Raw genomic sequence first — 19,214 nt, 5'->3', positions numbered from 1 at the left:
GAATCTTGCTCGCTCTCTATCTTCGGATAATCTCTTTCCCAGAATATTAAAAGAACAAGGATTTCAAAATCAATTGATCACTCAAGTAACGAGTGAACTTTATGCGTCTCCTAAGACCAGCCTGCAAGCCAACTCCTCGCATTCTCTCCTGCTGGCGATAGTCTCGCTGGAGATTAGTTCTTCCAGTCGGTTGAGATTGACGGGTCGCAAGGAGACCTGACCCAGGTGGTGGTCATAAATTGGGTCGGTAATTTCAATACGCTGTTCGCGGGCATTGGGGTTCGTCGTGGCATAGAGGATCGCACTGGCGGGGTGGTGTCGCTGACTGATGGCGTAGACGGTCAGTTGGTAGAGCATCTCGCGCGGAAGGGGTTTCTCCCATAGGTCCCGGTATTTGGCATCCAAGAGCGTCAAGAGTTGGCCATTCTGGAATATGGCGAAGTCAGGCCGCGGGGTGGGTGACTGGCGGTGCTGTGGGTTGTATTTGGGAAGGTACCGCATCATCCCCTTGAGACCATGTTCATCCCGAACAGTATATTGGGGTAGATGGTCACGCAGGAATCGGGAGAGGAGTGTCTGGAAGAAAGCGTTCATATCAAACAGGAAACCGGGTAGAGAAATCGTCGATTGAGTACCTTCCAGCAGAATTCCTTGAGATTGATAAAGCGTACGGATAATTGTGAGTGAGGCGGTGTAGGCGGTCGTCATGCGATTGAGCTGATGCTCTGCCCGATCAAGCAGAACCTCGTTCAGATTAATCCGGGTGACCTGCTCGTCAAATTGAGCCATCAACCGATGAGCTTCGCGGCGAAGATCTTTCAAGCTCGCCATGCGTGCCGCCAATTGTAGTCCGGCAAGCAGAACTTGATTGAGCAGGATGTCTTCGACTCTCGGGAAATGCTGACAGGGAAGTGTTGCCGTGATTGTCCCCGCCTCACGCGCCAGCTGCTGCAAGTTGATGCGGCCACGAGGTGAAGCAAGTCGTTCGTCCTGTCGCCGATAAGCCCGGGAGAGACCACGAGAGATTAACTCTTCCGCTTCCACGAGCAACTGTGCAATCAACAGATCTTCAAATCCATATTCATCCGTGAGATGCGTTGTGTTAGAGATTAGTTTCAGTTTGCGAAAACCATAAGCATAACGGAGCAGACGGAGCAAAGAGGTCCCATTGATCTTCGGATGAATCGTCAGCCTGAGATTGCCAATCTGGAGCCGTCCTACATACGAAAATGTACGGAGTGAGATGCCGGATCGTAATTCAATCAGTTTCAGTAATCGTTGACTGTTCAGTTTTTCGACAACCGATGCTTCTGCATTGAGATCGCGCAAGGCCAGTCCATGAAGTGGACTTTCCAGCTCCGGTTCACACGATTGCCATTCCTCCATTTTCACAGCGAGTGATACATTCATTCGGCACTCGTTTCCGCGTCAGTGGAATCGTCGTCTTCGAGATCGTCATTTTCTTCTTCCGACTGTTCTGAAATGACAGCCTCAGTGGAGGACATAATATCGGGACAGGGATCGAGCAGAGCGGCGATAAGGTTCTCTTCCTGACCGTCATCAAACAATTCGTGTTTGATCTGTTGTTCGTTCTCGTCGACCAATTGTTTGCCCAGTATCTCCCGCAACGTGGAAAAGTCTTCGTAGCAGTATTCTTCAAGCAGGGGGATGATATCGTCGCGGATGGCTCTCTTTAGACTGGCGAAGTCTTTGAGTGGATTGCCTCCCTGCATTAAGTAGGAGTGACCAATCTGGAGATTGCGGGCATCGCGACCGGCGTGTTTACGAATACGGTCATTGAGTGCCTCGAACCAGGCGCGGAGAGGGAGCCCTCTGATTGCCATCTCAGCAAGCACAGAGCCGTCGGGCATCATTTCGATAAACCCGAACCGACGCCGAAGTGCAGAGTCCAGGAGTGAAATCGAACGATCCGCGGTATTCATCGTTCCAATGAGATAGACATTGGGTGGAACAGCAAAGCGTTCCTGGCTGACGGGGAGAATGATCTTCTTTCCCCGTTTGTCTTTCTCCAGCGTCGTCAGTAACTCACCAAAGATTCGCGGGATGTCCCCCCGGTTGATTTCATCCACAATCAGATAATAGTTGCGCTCACTATTTTGAATGGCTTCTTTACAGATGGCTTTGAACACGCCATCTCGTAATTCGAAGTTGACTTGTCCGTTGATCGTAGTGGGGCGAAATCCTTCGAGGAAGTCTTCGTAACCGTAGGCTGGATGAAAGCAACAGATTCGGGCTTGCCCAGCAGTCTGTTCATTGCCATCGATGACACCTTTCTCGGCGTCATTCAACTCATGCAATCGTTTCCCGTATGTTGATTTCGCAGCGAGATCACGTGCGGCCATCATCGCCCAATAAGTTTTGCCGGTGCCCGGAGGTCCATACAGGATGACCTGACTTTTGCGTTCCAGTACAGACTGAATGCGCCGTAGAATGCGGTTATCGGGTTCTATAATAGTGGGGGCTTTTTGAATATGACGTTCGATCTCGCGGAGGTTCTCCTTATGGTTTTTAAGTTCACGAACGGTGCTCATTAATCCCTCTTTTTTCTGAGGCATCGTCCATTTCTCCAGATTAAGCCATTCGACGGGACGCTGGTTCGGGAATTCGAGCCCGGGCTGATACTGGTAACCTCCTGTTACTTTTCCGATTCCGAGAACCTGCTGGCCATCAGCAGCGACGACGAGATCTCCTTCGCTCATCTGCAGGATGAACTTGCGAATCTGCGAGGACGATATTTTAATGCTTCTTTCCGATTTATCAGGGAAAGCTTTCTGCAATTCGTTGAGAAGTCGCTCTCTGGTCTCCTTCTTCGGCTCCAGCCAGGAAAGGTCGCCCAGTTCAGGCCAGCCGATGGCAACATAGTCATTTTTCTCCATCATTTCCCAATGACTGGTGTTGGTCTTGTCATTACGAGTGCCGACACGCCAGTAGCGATAGCGGTCTCCGTAGACTTCATATAGCGTCGCAGTTAAGTACTTCATCGAAATACCAACTTCTTGAGCAGCGGAAATGAAACGTCCTGCACATAGAAAGCGACCGTTGCCTTCAGGGGGAAGTTGCAGCATCCTCAACAGCATATAATGCTCCCACTCGATACTGTGGTAATTGTCGACCTTATCCGGATAGATGATACTGTAGTACTTATGCGCCCATGCAAGATGCGCGACATCTGGCAACTGCTCGTCTATTCGTTTCTGTAACTCAAGGAATACCTCATCGGAAGCATCGTCTTTGGGGAGTGCTTCTAGAAGTTTGCAACCGGCGAGCAGCTGGTCTCGATTCTGCCGGGCAATATAGATTGCCTCTTCCAACGTGATGTCTTTGGGTTTGCCCGACTGGTTCGCTCCCTGCCAGGTTCCCGTCTCTTTCCGGCGAAACAGCCGGAATTTCATGGCGCTCCCGCCGCCGATCCCACCGAACAGCCGATTATTGAACTCTTCGTCCTTCTTGAACTCAAGCCAGTACACAAGGCTGTCCTGAGTCTTTGAGTCATGCATCACGTTGAGTAGTTCTTCCCCATCAAGGGCTGCAAGTCGCTCCGGTGCAAACCGGTCCCGAAAGTGACGGTAGTTCTTCTCGTATTCCTCCTGCGTGGGGAGGGCCCCTTTCCCAGTGAGTTCATTGTACTTTTCAAGAATATGCTTTTTCTGATCTTCGGTGAGCATGATCTTTTGCTTTCGGGAGAGGCATCACTGGTTGTGTTATTAGCAATATTGTCGTATTCATATAAACCATACTTGCATTAGGAACAACAGTCTCACGAACAGATTTCTAATCGCAAATGGGAAACATCTTTACCGCCGGACCTACTGTTGTCCGGCATTAGAGATATTCACAACCACACATTCGGTTTTACTAGTCCTCCTTCACGTTCATCAGGAATACCAACGTGCCAAAAAAGGATAAAGATATCTTCGACTCTGACCCCAATCCCCACATCTCCGATGCGGATCGACGGATTCGGCAGGCGGCGAAGCTGGCGGATATTCTGAAATTACTCAACCTGCTGCGGGGGAATGGGCGATGGAATGTCGCAGCACTCGCCAAAGAGTTTGAATGCAGTGAGCGGACGATTCGCCGACATCTCAAAGTATTGGATTTCGCGGGCATTCCCGTCTTCTATGATGCGAGCGAACGTTGTCATCGGCTGCGATCGGACTTTGTCTTTCCGGTGGTGAACCTTACGCCGGAGGAAATGCTGGGACAGGCCATTGCGACTCTGACGACCAAAGTTCCCGGACTCGACATCAGCGACGGAGCGGAGCCAACGACAATCAACCTCGCGGCGACGAATGAGGAAATGCAGGAAATACTGGCCCAAGCGGGAGAGCTGGTGGAAGTCCTCGGGTTGCAGCTGGCCGATCACAGTCAGCACCACGACATGATTCGCTCCGTGCAGCATGCATTACTTAAGGGGAAACAGATCCGCGGGTTGTATCGATCCCCTTACCGGGACAAGGACTTTGAACTGCAGATTGAACCGTATCGCCTCTGTTTCATCAAGCAGTCGTGGTATATCGTGGGACTCGCGGATGGGATGACGAAACCGCATACCTATCGAGTCGCGCGATTCAAGTCGCTCAAGATGATCGAGTTTAACGCCTCAATTCCGGAGGACTTCAAGCTCAATAATTACCTCGGCAATGCCTGGGCCGTCTTTCGTGGCGAGACCAGTTACGAAGTGGAACTCAAATTCGATCCGGAAGCGGCGTTGCTCGTTTCCGAGACGAACTGGCATACGACTCAACAGATCAAACGCCACTCAGATGGCTCTGCCACTTTTACATTCACTGTCGACGGGCTGGATGAGATCCTGACCTGGATCCTGGGTTGGACCGGTCGTGTCGAAATCATTCAACCGGCAGAACTACGGGACCTCTTTCGTCAGCAGCTCAAGCTAGGCATAGAGATGCACTCTGATGATGGTTAGCTCCTGAGGATGTCTTTCGGGAAATATTTTTTCAGAAAAACATGAGAAACAGAATTGGCACGGACCCAGTGCTGTCAGTCTCACCGTGCATAATTATTCCAGTGTTCGATAGAACTTCAGCTCCTATTTCTTTGAACTGAATATTTCTGGTGATCCATTATTTAGTATCTTCCGTTGGATAGTAAATATCGTCCCACCCGGTATGCTGGATTACTCCTGTCGGTTCTACTACAGGAAATAACCAGCCTTCGCATCCTCTCTTAACGAAACTGGTCCCTTCTTGAATTCAACTCCCTCTGCGTCCGTTTCTACATCCATCGTTCGTTGCCGTATTCACCGGGGCTGCCATGAGATTGGCGGTAACTGTGTTGAAATTAGAACGGCCGATGCACGGATTCTGTTGGACGTAGGGCTGCCCTTGAATGATGACGACCATGTCGTCATCCCACCCGATCTAGATCTTCAGAATCAGGATGGCTCGCTGTGCGGCATCTTCATCTCGCACCCGCACCCCGACCACTACGGTCTTCTCTCGTTCATCACTCAGGAAGAAGACAGACAACCCATCTCGGTGCACATGGGGGCCGAAGGCCTGGGGATTCTTAATAATAGCCAGCTCTTTACGTCTCACTCCGGTCTGGGCGAAGGGCTCATTCATCCCTACTCGGCGGGCGACGTGCTGAAAGCGGGGCCGTTTACTATCACACCGCTGCGTATCGATCATTCCGCCCACGACAGCTACTGCTTCCTGATCGAAGTGGAGGGCAAGCGAATCTTTTATAGTGGCGATCTACGCGCCCATGGCCGCGGGGCACACTATTTTCGCGACCTCGTCCTGAATCCTCCTCCCGATATTGATGTGCTGATCTGCGAAGGGACCCAGGTCGGTCACCTGCAGGAATTCCGTTACCCGGATGAAGAGTCTGTGGCTCTGGCGATGGCGGAAGAGTTCAAACGGACGCCCGGCATGGGTCTCGTCTGGTGTTCGAGTCAGAATGTCGACCGAGTGGTATCGGTCTATGAAGCGTGTCGGATCACCGGACGCACCCTGGTGCTCGACATGTATACGGCCGAGATTCTACGCGCCGTCAATCGAGACGACGTTCCTGTTCCCGGCAAAGAGGACGTTGTTGTTTATCTGCCTCGGTCGCAGCGTCGTCAGATTAAAAAGAACGAGGCGTACCACATTTCCAATCAGTACAGCCCCTATCGCGTTTACCCGGAACACCTGGAAGAGACACCCTCCAAGTACGTGATGCTGTGCCGCAGTTCCATGTTTGAGGAACTGATTAGTGCTCGCTGTCTAGAAGGGGCAACGCTGATTACGTCGCTCTGGTCAGGTTACCTCAAGCAGGAGCGAGAGGCCACTCGTCTCGACAACCTTCGCTCCCTGGGCGTCCGTCAGGCACATATTCATAGCTCCGGCCACGCGACCGTCGACGAGCTGAAACAATTCATCGCGGCATTTCCAGACTCTCGCATCATCCCCATCCACCTGGATGATCGCGAAGCGTTTGCACAACTGTCGGTTAATGTGGAACTGAAGAACGATGGTGAATGGTGGAAGGTATAAAGAATCATGAAGAAAAAGCCACGAATACCAAGAACGCGACTGGTCTACATTCCTGAAATCAACTCGAAGACATGGTTGTTATTGACGAAGAAAGGTAATAGCACATGCCTCCGCGACTACACAAAGGACTCGGTCAAGAAGATTCGTGATTATTCGCTTGAGGAAATTGAAGAGTTACTGTCCCATGAAGAGAACTTTCAGGAATTCGCCAACTACTATGTCAGAATAGATGTTAAATCACACAAACACTGGCGAGAAGAGATTGGACAACGGAATATTGAGTCTGGACTAGCCAGTCCTACCAAAGAATGTCGTCTGCAAGATAAATTCAAAGATGAATATCGTCATGTGAAAAATAAGCGAGTATTAATTAAGAAGTGGATATCAAAGTTCTCGTGTATCAAAGAGAAAGTTCAGTTCAATCATTGGGACAATGACTCTGCTGAATCAAAATTCAACGCAAAGACTGGAGTAGGATGGTCATCGCAATTGCTGGAGAATTCACGTAAACGACAGAAAATAAATATCATCCAGACTAAAAATAAGAACACTGACTTCTCGTTGATTTCGCACGAACTCAGCCTTGGGGTGTCGAGTTTCGACAATAAATTTAATCTAGGATTTTCTGACTATATTAAACCAGATGGTTTGGCGGTTCGGAAAAATGGATATTTTACTGTGTTCGAGATCAAAGCTCCAAAAGATTCGCAAAAGATTGACGAAGCTTTGCTTCAGGCTCTGTGCGGCGCACTCGCGATATATTCTAAGAGAGATATGATCACACGAATAGCCCGAAGCAAGAAAGCACTTTTGAGGCCGTTGGTTGATAATGCAGTAATCCCAAAGAAAAAGCCTAGTCTCGGTATTCATCTTGCGATGACAGCATCGGAAAAGGGAAAACCGATTAAAGGATGGTCTCCCCAAATAGAAAAACTCGGTCTTGAGATCTTTGATAGTTTTGACCAGTTGGAATACATAGCTTTCTCATTTGTGACTAAAGAGCAAGCCCAAGATATTAGAAGTCTTCGAGTAAACTATTTGATAGATGTAAACGGAGTTAGCAAATACTAATCGATATCTGAGTGTATCCAGCACTGTGATTCTTGAACAATTTATTTCACACAATTCCCTCCAAACACCCCTGAACCGCAGAGAACTTTTCGTCGCAGGGGTACAGGGAGTAGCAATACATGTGCGGGAGAGAAGTAGGCCCGGCTATCGGGCAGCGAGTCGGTTCCGCCAGGAGTGGGCACCTATTGGGACTTAAATCCCGGTTGGATAAGACCTGCCACCAGTGCGAACCGACGTTAAGCATTCGAAAGAACCTTTGCTCTCCCGTACTTTTTTTCCATTCGCCATCTCACCATGCCAGTAATCGGAGGAGGTTTCCCCATTTCGAACCGCGCAGTTATCAAGTGCCCTGCCTGTCAGTTTCAGTTTGAGTATCCGACAGAATCGATCCAGTTCCGTCCCTGGGAGCCACCCCGATTCTCATCTGAACCACTTGAGAAGCCTGTACCGCGCGATTCCGACATTCCTGTGGCTGGGCGGTTCAGTACTTGGGTCGAAATTCTGTTGTTCGCACTGATTTTGACTCAAATCGTGGTCTGGATACTCGTCAATCGAATGAATGGTTAATCCTGTAACTTCCAAACCAGACAAATGCATTAAGGGACAAGGTGATGGCTTACGGAAAGAGAATTGAATGTGACCACTGCGGTTTCAAGATCGAGGCGTGGGATGAGGGAGATCCTTACATCAGGGGTTTCGATGGCAAAAAGGAATACGTTTACCATCCCGACCCCCGACGATACGAGGCGACGGGTTTGGATGTCCCCCACCTCTGTATGGATTGCGGTTGCAAATACAAAGTCGACGAAGGAAAGCCAAAAACTTGCCGCAGATGTAAGAGTTCGCGTCGAAAAAAGTGTTTCGAACTGGAAGGCGAAACCTGCCCCAAATGCAAACAAGGGAAATTCATTCAAGATCCGAAGAGATACATGATCTCGTGATTATACTTTCGCGTTTACTCTTTGTGGGCTCGATCGCCTCGGGAGGACTGAAACATGAAAATTATTCTATTGCTGATGATCGTTTTGTTCCTGGAGTTTATCATCCGCATTTTTTCCGATGACTGAAGCACGGATGTCTCGAAGTTCCCTTAAGAAGTAGGAAACCTATGCATCCTGATCGACAACTCCTTGAAATCATCTCCTGGCGAATCGTGACGGAACTCTGGCGCCGGTTTCCGGATCGGTTCCTTCTATGGGAGACGCATCCGGGTGGAGGACAGTACGACTGTCTGACTTTGATCGACCGCCAGTCGCCTAAGCAATCATTGATCGATATCAACCGGGCGGGAAGTCTGCACGGATTGTATCAGGAAAGTCACGGCGACTGGGTGCAACGTATGGTGTGTGATCCGACAGGGTATCTGGATGAAATTACAATATCGATGCGGTTAGAAATTCCACTACGTCTACCGGCGTCATCTCCTTCCACTCTTTGCTTTCGGTACATCGCAGAACTACTGACTCGTTCACTCGCCTCGCGTGACTTCTGGGAATGTCGCATGGGATTCTACGATTCCTCCGGGGACGACGGAGGCCAACACGACGACTGGTTCGATATGTTTCCCTCAAACCGAACTGAGCCAACGGTTAGATCACCCAATCCTCAATTACCGAATCCATACTACTACTGGTTCATTTTACGAGATAAGGATCCCCTACTCTGTTTAGATACAGGCGGTCGTCTGCATCGCCGGGGTGGCCAGGCCTTTGATCTAGCTGAACTGTATCCGAGGCGTCGCAAGATTTGGGCATTGATTACCCAAACAGCGATGGATTTCCTGCCATGAAATTGAGGCAGGTGAGATTATCTAAACGATTCCAAACTCTCGCTGAGCATATGACCGGTTCTTTAGTTCTTCCAGATACAATTCATTTCACACAGTAGTTATCGCTATGTATTACGACACGAAATCCGGAACACTGAAATTCTCGCCCAGTGATCTGACCCTCTTTCTCGAGTCGGAGTTTGGCAGCTGGATGGAGCGTTGGAATTGTGAACGGCGGCGTGGAAACAGCGAGGTTGTGGACGCAAACGGTCTTCCACTGGGAGTCGACTTAAGGCTGATCGATTGTTGTGAACCGGATGAACAAGACGAAGAACTGAAGTTAATTGCCGAAAAAGGACTGGAACACGAGAAGGCGTTTCTGGAACAATTGCGGCAACAAGGCTACGCAATCGAAGAGCTCGATTCCGGCACTACTGACCAGGCAACAACGCTCACGACGATGCAACAGGGGAAGGACTTTGTTTTTCAGGCTCGACTGGAACTGGACTCATTCGGCGGATTCGCCGATTTTCTGTGCCGTATGAGAGGAGAATCCAGTCTGGGAGAACACCATTACGAGATATGGGACACGAAGCTCGCGAGAAGCCCCAAAGCTTACTTCGTAGTTCAAAGCTTACTTCGTAGTTCAGTTGTGTGCCTATTCGGAGATGCTGGAGCACATGCAGGGAGTCCGCCCTGAAGGATTTGTAGTGGTACTGGGGACTGGCGAACGGGTCCGGTTTCGAACGAATCAATTCCTGCATTACTATCGTCAGCTGAAACAGTCCTTCCTGAAGTTCCAGAACCGATTTAATGCTCAGTCTTTTCCGGACCCGGGAGCTTCCCGAAATTATGGTCGCTGGAACACGTTCGCTGAACAAGTTCTGGATGCAGCAGACCATCTGACTCGCGTAGCCAACATCACACGTTCACAGATCACCAAGCTGGAAGCGGCCGGGCTCCAGACCTTAACTGAATTGGCAACCTCTCCTCTGGAGGAGGTGCCTGAAATTCCTCGGCCGACCTTTATCAGGCTCAGGAAACAGGCTCAACTGCAAGTCGACTCTCACCGTCTGCTGCGACCTCTCTATGAGGTTCAGTTGTCTCCAGATAATCAGCCTCAGCATGGGCTGGCTCTGCTCCCTCCGGCGTCTCCACTCGACATTTTTTTCGACATTGAAGGCTATCCCCATCGGGAAGGTGGGCTGGAGTATTTGCTGGGAGCGACTCATCTGGAGCAGGACGAGCTAAAGTTCGCCGACTGGTGGGCACATGACGATCCGCAGGAAAAGAAAGCCTTTGAACGCTTTATTGACTGGACTCACGATCGTTGGAAAACTGATTCTGGAATGCACATCTACCACTACGCCCCTTACGAAGTGACGGCGATGCGTCGATTGATGGGGAAATATGCGACACGCGAACGCGAGGTGGATGATTTACTACGAAATCAGGTCTTCATCGACCTTTATAAAATTGTACGCCAAGGTTTGATTGTCGGAACGCCCAGCTATTCACTCAAGGATATAGAGCATCTCTACATGGATAACCGGGAAGGGGAAGTCACAACGGCTGGTGGATCGGTGGTGGCCTACCATCAGTGGCTGGAGAGTGGTCAGAGTCAGGACTGGCGGGAGTCTGAAATACTGGAGGAGATTCGCGACTACAACAAAGTCGACTGTGACTCCACCTGGCTCCTAGCCAATTGGCTCCGCGAGATTCAACGCAAAGCAGGGATCGCATACGCTGGATCCGACGGGCTGGGTATTTCGGAAAAGAATAATGACAGTGATCTTACCCATCCCACTCAGCAATTGGCCGAGCATCTACTGGACGAAGTCGAATCCGGTAAGGTTACGGACGAGGAAAAATCTCGAGTCCAGCAGCTGCTCACTTGGTTACTGGAGTTTCACTGGAGGGAAGACAAACCTGTCTTCTGGCGGATGTTTGACTGGCATGAAAAGAGTGAGTCCGAACTGATTGACGAATTCGACTGTTTAGGAGGGCTCCAGCGCACCTCGAAGCCAGAAACACCGATAAAGCGATCTCACCTTTTCGAGTACCAGTATGCTCCAGACCAGAACACAAAGCTGCATGTTGGCTCGAAGTGTTTTTTTTCACATGACCTCACGATCAGAACCGTGATCGAACATCTTGACTCCGAAAAAGGATTGGTCGAAATCAAACTTGGTCCGAGTGTCACGGAGGTTCCTGAAACGCTCTGCCTGATTCCCGACGAACATGTCAGTTCCACTACGCTGGCGAAAGCCGTGTTTCGCTATGTCGAAGCCTGGTCGAAAGGAACGGTCCTGTCACGTGCGGTTGATGATCTGCTCCATCGCCGCCCCCCGCGAATTAAGGGGCATCTCTCCGGTCCGATCCTTACGGAAGAGACTGATCTAGTCCCCGCAGTCATCGCTACCATCAGCCGTTTAGATCAATCAGTATTGTGTATTCAGGGTCCGCCCGGAACAGGGAAAACCTACACAGCGGCTCAGGCCATTCTGCAATTACTGAAGGAAAACAAAAAGGTCGCAGTAACGGCCAACAGTCACAAAGCTATTCTGAACGTGCTCCGGGCTGTGCATGAAGCGGTTACAGCGGCAGGGGAAGACTTCCCGTTGTTCAAAGTGAGGGGTGAAGGAGACGATTGGCTCATCAACTCGGGAAGAATAACCCCTATTTCTTCATCGGGTGAGGCCGCAGCAGTGGTTAAAGACGGCGCGATGGTCATGGGGGGAACGGCCTGGGTTTTCAGTCGCCCGGAACTGGAAGGGGTCTTTGACTTCCTGTTCATCGACGAAGCCGGACAATTTTCACTGGCGAATGTGGTCGCTACGGGGCTGGCAGCAAAGAACATGGTGCTGATCGGTGATCAGATGCAGCTCGCTCAACCGATACAAGGAACTCATCCTGGTGATAGCGGTAAATCCGCTCTGGAATATCTACTGGGAGAGCACGCCACAATTCCAAGTGATCTTGGCATCTTTCTCAGTCAGATCTGGCGGATGCATCCTCACATCTGTGACTTTATATCTGAGGCCGTCTACGAGCACCGATTGCATCCTCATCCCGATACAGCCAAACAGCGAATTGTGTTTCCGGAAGGGTACAGGGGGTTGATCACTAAAGAATCCGGTATCCTGTACATACCGGTGGAACATGCCGGAAACACTCAGAGCAGCTTCGAGGAGGCAGACGTTATCAGTCGAATCATCTCTGAGTTGCTGGGGTTACCGGTGGTGCCCTTTGGGGGCGGCAAATCGATCGCTCTGAATTGGCAGGACATTCTCGTCGTTGCCCCGTTCAATATGCAGGTCCGCCGGCTTCAACATCAGTTCGGAGTTCCTGATCGCGTGGGTAGCGTGGATAAGTTTCAGGGGCAGGAAGCCCAAGTCGTGATCATCTCAATGTGCTCATCCACATTAGAAGACTCACCACGGGGAGCAGAGTTTCTGCTGGAACCCAACCGACTGAATGTAGCAGTCTCTCGAGCACGCACCCTCACCATCATTGTGGGAAGCTCCAAACTGGCGAAGTCTCCCTGTCATTCCATCAAGGAAATGGAATTATTGAATCTGTACTGCTGGCTTCTGAGTCATGCAGAATAATGGTCTCTGGATGAAGTCACTAGTTCCTTGCGATCACTGTCACTCGACGAATTCAGGAACCATCATTCCCATGATTCTGCAATCGATGAGAAAATTCCAACACCATCACGACTACTCGTTGAGCCGACTCGGATGTCGTGGTACCGTAGTGTCGTTTTAGCACACCATTATAGTACGCACTGAATTTCAGCGGAGTAGACGATGTCTCTCGATGGGACCGATATTATTTCTCAGGCACCGGATGAATCGGTTTCAGTTCGGATCGATACCGATATCAATGATTATCTCAACTACGCTTCTTGGCAGAATTCGGTGCCGCTGATTCGGTCGCTGGAGATCGTGAATCCGACAGAAACGACGTATAACGACCTCGTTCTGGAACTGGAGATCACCCCCGGGTTCGCTCGCTCACGGAAATGGGTCATTGATCGGCTCGAAGGGAAGGGGACTCACCTGATCCGGGATCGACACCTGGAGATGGAAGGGAATTATCTTTCCGGCCTGAACGAGGCCGAGCGGGGAGATCTGATCTTTCGGTTGAAGCATCGGGATGAGCTGTTGTGCGAGAACAGGCGCCCCGTGCGGGTGCTCGCCCGCGACGAATGGGGTGGTATGCGTTCCATGCCGGAAATCCTGGCGGCCTTTGTGATGCCGAACGACCCCGCCATTGCCGGTTTGCTTAAAGCGAGCAGCGCGATTCTGGCCAAACATGGTCATTCCTCGGCCCTGGATGGTTACCAGAGTCAAGATCCAGGTAAGGCATTCCTGCAAGTGGCTGCATTATGGTCGGCGGTCTCGGAGAAGAACCTGACCTATGCCAATCCCCCCAGTAGTTTTGAAGATGTCGGCCAGAAGGTTCGTCGTCCATCGCGTGTTCTTAAAGAGGGTCTGGCCACCTGTCTCGACAGTACACTTCTATTTGCCTCCGCGCTGGAGGCGATTGGCCTGCACCCCATTGTGATTATGCAGCGGGGTCACTGCTTTGCTGGAGCCTGGCTGATTGAGGACACACAGGATCGATTGATTGAGCCCGATTGTCTTGAAGTTCGTAAAATACGAACATCAGGAGAATTGGTGTTGTTTGAAACCACGATGGTGACTAGTCAATCAGTCGTTTCTTTCGACGAAGCGATGCAGCGTTCTGATTACGAAATCCGAGAATCGGAAGAACATAAGTTTGTCGCTTCTATCGATATCAAACGGGCCCGGATGGCGCAAGTACGCCCTCTCGCTTCTCACGATTCCGAACTGGCGTCTGCAGAACAAATTTCCCGTGTTGCTCCCGCATTGCCTAAGTTTCCCGGATTGGGGTCACCAGATTATACGATCAATCCAAAGGAGGATGAAAAACCAACGACTCCCGACAGTCGAATTGATCGGTGGCAGCGGAAGCTGCTTGATTTGTCACTTCGCAATCGCCTGTTGAATCTGCGTGAGACACAACTGGTCGTGCCGTTTCTTTGCAAGAATATTCCTCTGCTGGAGGACCGGTTAGCTTCGGGAACGAAAATCAAGTTGATCTCTCTCGACGAGATGAATCCCCATGGCGAGCGGGATTCGGAGTTGCACCTGCAACAGACAAATCGGGACATGGATGAAGAATTCGCTCGCATCGCTCTGGAAAAAAATGAACTTGCTTCGACTTTAACCGAACGGGAATTGAGTGGTCGACTGACGGCAATCTACCGAAAAGTCAAAAACGATCTGGCGGAAGGGGGAACTAATACTCTTTATCTGGCAATAGGTTTTTTGCGCTGGCGGCGGCGTGAAGATGAAAGTCGTTATTACAAAGCCCCGTTGATGCTGGTCCCCGTCAAGCTGGAAAGAAAAAATGCGTCGGCGGGTTTCAAACTGACGCACCATGAAGAGGAAGTCCGTTTCAATGCGACGCTGATTCAATTGCTGAAGCGGGACTTTGAAAAAGACATTTCTCAGTTTGAAGGAGAACTCCCTCAGGATGAGAATGGGATTGATGTCCCCCTGGTCATGCGACAGGTTCGTCAGGCGATCCGGGATGTGCCCGGGTTCGAAGTGATCGAGGAAACGGCGTTGTCGACGTTCTCGTTCTCCAAGTATCTGATGTGGAAGGACCTGGTGGAGCGGCTTGATCAATTAAAAGAGAATCGGTTAATTCGGCATCTCGTCTTTACTCCTGAAAAGGAATTCAGCTCTGGCATTTCCTCTCCCATGCCGCGTAGTGATGAAATGGATCTGCGATACCGGCCACATGATCTGGCTCATCCCTTGCCGGCGGACTCATCACAACTGGCAGCGGTAATGGCAGCGGCGGAAGGCCACGACCTGGTCATTATTGGTCCGCCTGGAACCGGAAAAAGTCAGACCATCGCCAATATGATTGCACAGTGCCTGGCGACTCGCAAAACGGTTCTCTTCGTTGCCGAAAAGACAGCCGCTCTGGATGTGGTCTATCGCCGTTTACGGGAACATGGTTTGGGTGATCTTTGCCTGGAGCTCCATTCGAACAAAGCCGAGCGGAAAAGTTTTCTGGATCAGCTGAATAATGCCTGGCTGAATCGCGCTGGTGAGATTCAGAATGAATGGGACCGGGTGAATGACCATCTTGAGCAGCACCGTGAGCATCTGAATCGCTATGTGCAAGCGTTACATCGCCGGGATGGAAGCGGCTGGACACCCTATAATGCGATGTGGCGTACCGGGGGGATGCGGCTGGAGTCTCCTCTCAATCTGGGCTGGCCGGATAACCTGCAACATTCGCGTGAGGAATACGATCAGTTGCTTGAGTCTGTCGAGCGACTCGCTCATACCCATGCACAAGTTGCGGGGCAAGTGAATCTGGCGGCCGTCAAACAGAATGAGTGGTCGATTCGCTGGGAGCAGAATGTGGTGGATCAGGCCCAGACACTTAAGGCTCAGAGTGAAACGATTCAGGGCCTATTGCATGATTTCTTTGATACGGTGGGCATCCCGGACCGGAGTGATTGCTCGCTCACGGAATACGAGCAGATCACACGTCTCTGCAGAATGTTACTCAAGACGGCTGGTGACGATTTTCATCTTGTCTTCAGCAAAGACTTTTCCAGTTTTGGTAAAGATCTTGAAAGTCTGCATAAAACGATTCTGGCTTATAGCAAAGGGCTTTCCAAACTGAAGGGAGAGTACCTGGAAGAGACGCTGACCGAAATTCCGGTGGAGGAATTGTTAAACTTGCACCAGCAGGCTGAATCCAAATTCTGGCCCCTCTCCATTTTCGCTCGTAAAAAGGTCGTCAAGCAGCTGCAGGGGCATGCTAACGGTGGAACTGTGGAACCGGCAGTCGATCTGGAGATCCTGAAAAGACTGCAGCAGTTACGTGACCGAATCTTTGCTAATCCGTTTGTGAAGAAATCGCCCGGTCAGTCGGTGGCCGCCATCGATGTCAAATCGCTTGTAAGTCACCTGGAGACAGCAAAGAAAACTCGCGATTCGATTGTGACCCTCGCCAAATCTCTGGGGGGTGATTCCATCAAGCGACTTTCGAAAACACTTGCCCCCGTCCTTTCTGGAGATGCAACCAAACATCCGGTCACAAAACTGGCCAGCAAATTCTATAAATCGGCTCAGGAATATCAGATCCATTTCGGAAACTGGAAAAAACTGGCGGGAACTCTACCAGTTCATTCATCGTCCCCCCGTTTTCTCGAAGATACCTGTCACAACCTGGATGATGTCCTCGACCACCGAGCCCAACTGCAATCCTGGACGATGTGGTGTCTGGCAGAACAAACCGCACGCAAGCTGGGTTTACAGAACATTATTCCAGCCATTGAGGGCGAGCCTCTCGATGCGGATCAGTTCAGGGATGATTTCGAAAGTGCGTACGCTCGCTGGTGGCTCACTAAGACGATCGATAACTCACCCGAACTGAGAGCATTTCAACGCGAAGACCACGAACGAAAAATCGACAACTTTCTTAATCTGGACGAACAGGCCCGTGGTTTCGCTCCCATTCAGGTTCAGCAAATTCGGGAACATGACCTGCCGGAGCAGGATGGAGTTCCTAAAAAATCCGAACTGGGACTACTGCGACATCAAATCAAACTGAAACGCCCCAGTAAATCAATTCGTCAGATGATTTCGGCGATGCCGGATAACTTCAGTAAGCTCGCTCCCTGTCTGATGATGTCCCCCTTGTCTATCGCCCAATATCTGCCTGCTGGGCAGGAGTTGTTCGATGTCGTGATTTTTGACGAGGCTTCGCAAATTACCACATGGGACGCGATCGGGGCCATTGGCCGGGCGAAGCAGACCATCATTGTTGGTGACCCGAAACAGTTACCTCCAACGAACTTCTTTGGACGATCAGACAGTGAAGAGGAATCAGAACTGGAGGATCACGAACAGGATCTCGAGAGTATTCTTGATGAAGTGCAGACATCGGGAGTCAAAACACTCCAGCTGAGCTGGCATTATCGAAGTCGGCACGAATCGCTGATTACGTTTTCAAACTGGCATTACTACAACAATAAATTGATTACGTTCCCTTCGACAGCGACAGAAGATAATGCTGTCCGGCTGGTGCATTTGCCCGAATCAGAATATGACCGAGGTAAAAGTCGAACGAACAAGATCGAAGCCGAGAGAATCGTCTCTGATGCGGTGGCCTTGATGAAGTCCTGGATACATCTCCCGGATGAAAAACGATTAACGCTGGGGGTCATCACTTTTAATACCCAGCAACAGACACTCATCATGGACTTGTTCGACCGCGAACGTCGGCGATTTCCAGAGATTGAATGGTTCTTTGGTGATGAGCGAATCGAACCGACCGTTGTTAAAAACCTGGAGAATGTGCAAGGGGACGAACGCGATGTGATGTTCTTTTCCATTACGTTTGGGAAAAACGCCAGTGGGCGTATTCCGCTCAATTTCGGCGCTATTAATAGAGTGGGGGGCGAACGCCGACTGAACGTCGCTGTTACGCGTGCTCGGGAAGAGTTGGTGGTCTATTCTTCATTCAAAGCGGAGGATCTCGACACTCAACGGACAGCATCAGTCGGTGTGAAACATCTAAAAAGCTTTCTCGACTTCGCGGAACGCGGGGACATCGCCTTACGGACTGCCAACGCAGGTTCTGTTGGCGAATATGAGTCTCCCTTCGAACAGAAAGTATCGGAAGCGCTGCAGTCGCGAGGGTGGCAGACGGCACCTCAGATTGGCGTATCCGGATTTCGAATCGATTTGGGAATTATTCATCCCGATAAACCGGGCGTCTATCTGGCTGGAGTCGAATGCGACGGGGCGACTTATCACAGTTCTCATACTGCGCGTGATCGAGATAAAACCCGTCAACTGGTATTGGAGAATCTCGGTTGGACTATCCTGCGTATCTGGTCGCCGGACTGGTGGTATGATCCGGCAGGAGCTCTGGACCGGATTGATGCCTCTCTGAAATCGGCGTTAGAAAAGAGTCGCCAGGAAGAGGAACAGAAGGCTCTCGATACTATGCTCGATTCAGCTCAGTCAGCGGCCCCCATGCTGTACTATCAACGCGCGTCGTTTGATGACCTCACGATTGAACCAGACCGCTTCTATGACTCGGATTATTCCTCTGTGCTGAGACAGATGATTGATCTGATTCTGTCGACGGAAGCTCCTTTACTGGAAGACTCCCTTCTCAAACAGATCGCCACGGCTCATGGTTTTGGTCGAATGGGAGCCAAGATTCGGGAACGCATTCTGAAGTTATTACCCGACGTCTCCATTGGTGAGGAACCTCAAGGACGATTTATCTGGTCAGGAGACATTTCGGACACGATACCGTATCGATCGCATTATTCAGATGAAGATCAGCGTAGTCTCGATGAAATTCCGCATGCCGAACTGAAAGGGCTCATCAATGCCCATCGTGAACTGTTAGACGAGAATGATCCCGCTCAGGAGTATGCCAAACTCCTGCGCATAAACCGCTTGACGGCGAATCTGCGAAGTCGAATTGAAGAAGTGATAGGTGAGGTCGAGAAATACAAAGATGAGTAAATGTGTTCTCGTGTTTTTGGGGGGGGGCGGACTTTGGGGGAAGCTCACCTGACCTCGTCTTCATTCCCCGAGAATCCACACGCAATAATTAAGTAACCCTGCAATTACTTCCGGCCGTGTTACCACGAACACCTTCGTGTTGACTTTGTACCACACATGCGTTGTAATCGTTGAATCCTGACTATCCTCTCTGAGACTACTCCTTCAGTTCATCGGTACTGAATGTCGAAGCTGAAGCAGCCG

Annotated in this window: 9 protein-coding genes; 7 read left to right on the top strand and 2 right to left on the bottom strand. The window is 50.5% G+C overall.

What is annotated here, in order from left to right; genetic code table 11:
- Nucleotides 1–99: 99 nt before the first annotated feature.
- On the bottom strand, nucleotides 100–1,410 hold the full coding sequence (locus tag Pla110_RS21105) for an McrC family protein (protein ID WP_144998967.1): 1,311 nt from the start codon (nucleotides 1,408–1,410) through the stop codon (nucleotides 100–102).
- A complete protein-coding gene (locus tag Pla110_RS21100; RefSeq protein WP_144998965.1) occupies nucleotides 1,407–3,686 on the bottom strand; it encodes an AAA family ATPase in 2,280 nt (759 codons plus the stop codon). Before Pla110_RS21100 ends, Pla110_RS21105 begins: the two co-directional genes overlap by 4 nt.
- Nucleotides 3,687–3,910: 224 nt before the next feature.
- Here Pla110_RS21100 and Pla110_RS21095 point away from each other — a divergent pair, with 224 nt between their 5' ends.
- The 7 genes from Pla110_RS21095 to Pla110_RS21065 all read left to right on the top strand — a co-directional run bounded on the left by Pla110_RS21095 (nucleotide 3,911) and on the right by Pla110_RS21065 (nucleotide 18,971).
- Nucleotides 3,911–4,951 carry a helix-turn-helix transcriptional regulator gene (locus Pla110_RS21095; RefSeq protein ID WP_144998963.1) on the top strand — a complete coding sequence of 347 codons (1,041 nt, stop codon included), beginning with the start codon at nucleotides 3,911–3,913 and terminating at the stop codon, nucleotides 4,949–4,951.
- A 280-nt stretch (nucleotides 4,952–5,231) separates the two neighbouring features.
- The gene (locus tag Pla110_RS21090) at nucleotides 5,232–6,524 is read left to right on the top strand and encodes an MBL fold metallo-hydrolase (RefSeq protein WP_144998961.1); all 1,293 of its coding nucleotides are present in this window, start codon (nucleotides 5,232–5,234) and stop codon (nucleotides 6,522–6,524) included.
- A gap of 6 nt (nucleotides 6,525–6,530) precedes the next feature.
- Complete coding sequence (locus Pla110_RS21085; RefSeq protein WP_144998959.1) at nucleotides 6,531–7,595, top strand: hypothetical protein; 1,065 nt, start codon at nucleotides 6,531–6,533, stop codon at nucleotides 7,593–7,595.
- 1,108 nt (nucleotides 7,596–8,703) lie between these two features.
- The gene (locus Pla110_RS21080; protein ID WP_144998957.1) at nucleotides 8,704–9,384 is read left to right on the top strand and encodes a TY-Chap2 family putative peptide chaperone; all 681 of its coding nucleotides are present in this window, start codon (nucleotides 8,704–8,706) and stop codon (nucleotides 9,382–9,384) included.
- A 106-nt stretch (nucleotides 9,385–9,490) separates the two neighbouring features.
- Nucleotides 9,491–10,063 carry a hypothetical protein gene (locus Pla110_RS21075; protein ID WP_144998955.1) on the top strand — a complete coding sequence of 191 codons (573 nt, stop codon included), beginning with the start codon at nucleotides 9,491–9,493 and terminating at the stop codon, nucleotides 10,061–10,063.
- Nucleotides 10,044–12,974 (top strand): TM0106 family RecB-like putative nuclease, encoded by a 2,931-nt coding sequence (locus Pla110_RS21070; RefSeq protein ID WP_231742729.1) that lies wholly within the window; start codon nucleotides 10,044–10,046, stop codon nucleotides 12,972–12,974. Before Pla110_RS21075 ends, Pla110_RS21070 begins: the two co-directional genes overlap by 20 nt.
- A 201-nt stretch (nucleotides 12,975–13,175) precedes the next feature.
- Entirely contained in the window at nucleotides 13,176–18,971 is a 5,796-nt protein-coding gene (locus Pla110_RS21065; protein ID WP_144998951.1) for a DUF3320 domain-containing protein, read from the top strand.
- Nucleotides 18,972–19,214 lie beyond the last annotated feature (243 nt).

Source organism: Polystyrenella longa (genome assembly GCF_007750395.1).
In the GTDB taxonomy this organism is placed as follows: Bacteria; Planctomycetota; Planctomycetia; order Planctomycetales; family Planctomycetaceae; genus Polystyrenella; species Polystyrenella longa.
Note: the sequence above shows the minus strand (reverse complement) of the source record. Positions and strands in the feature narration are given on the sequence as shown.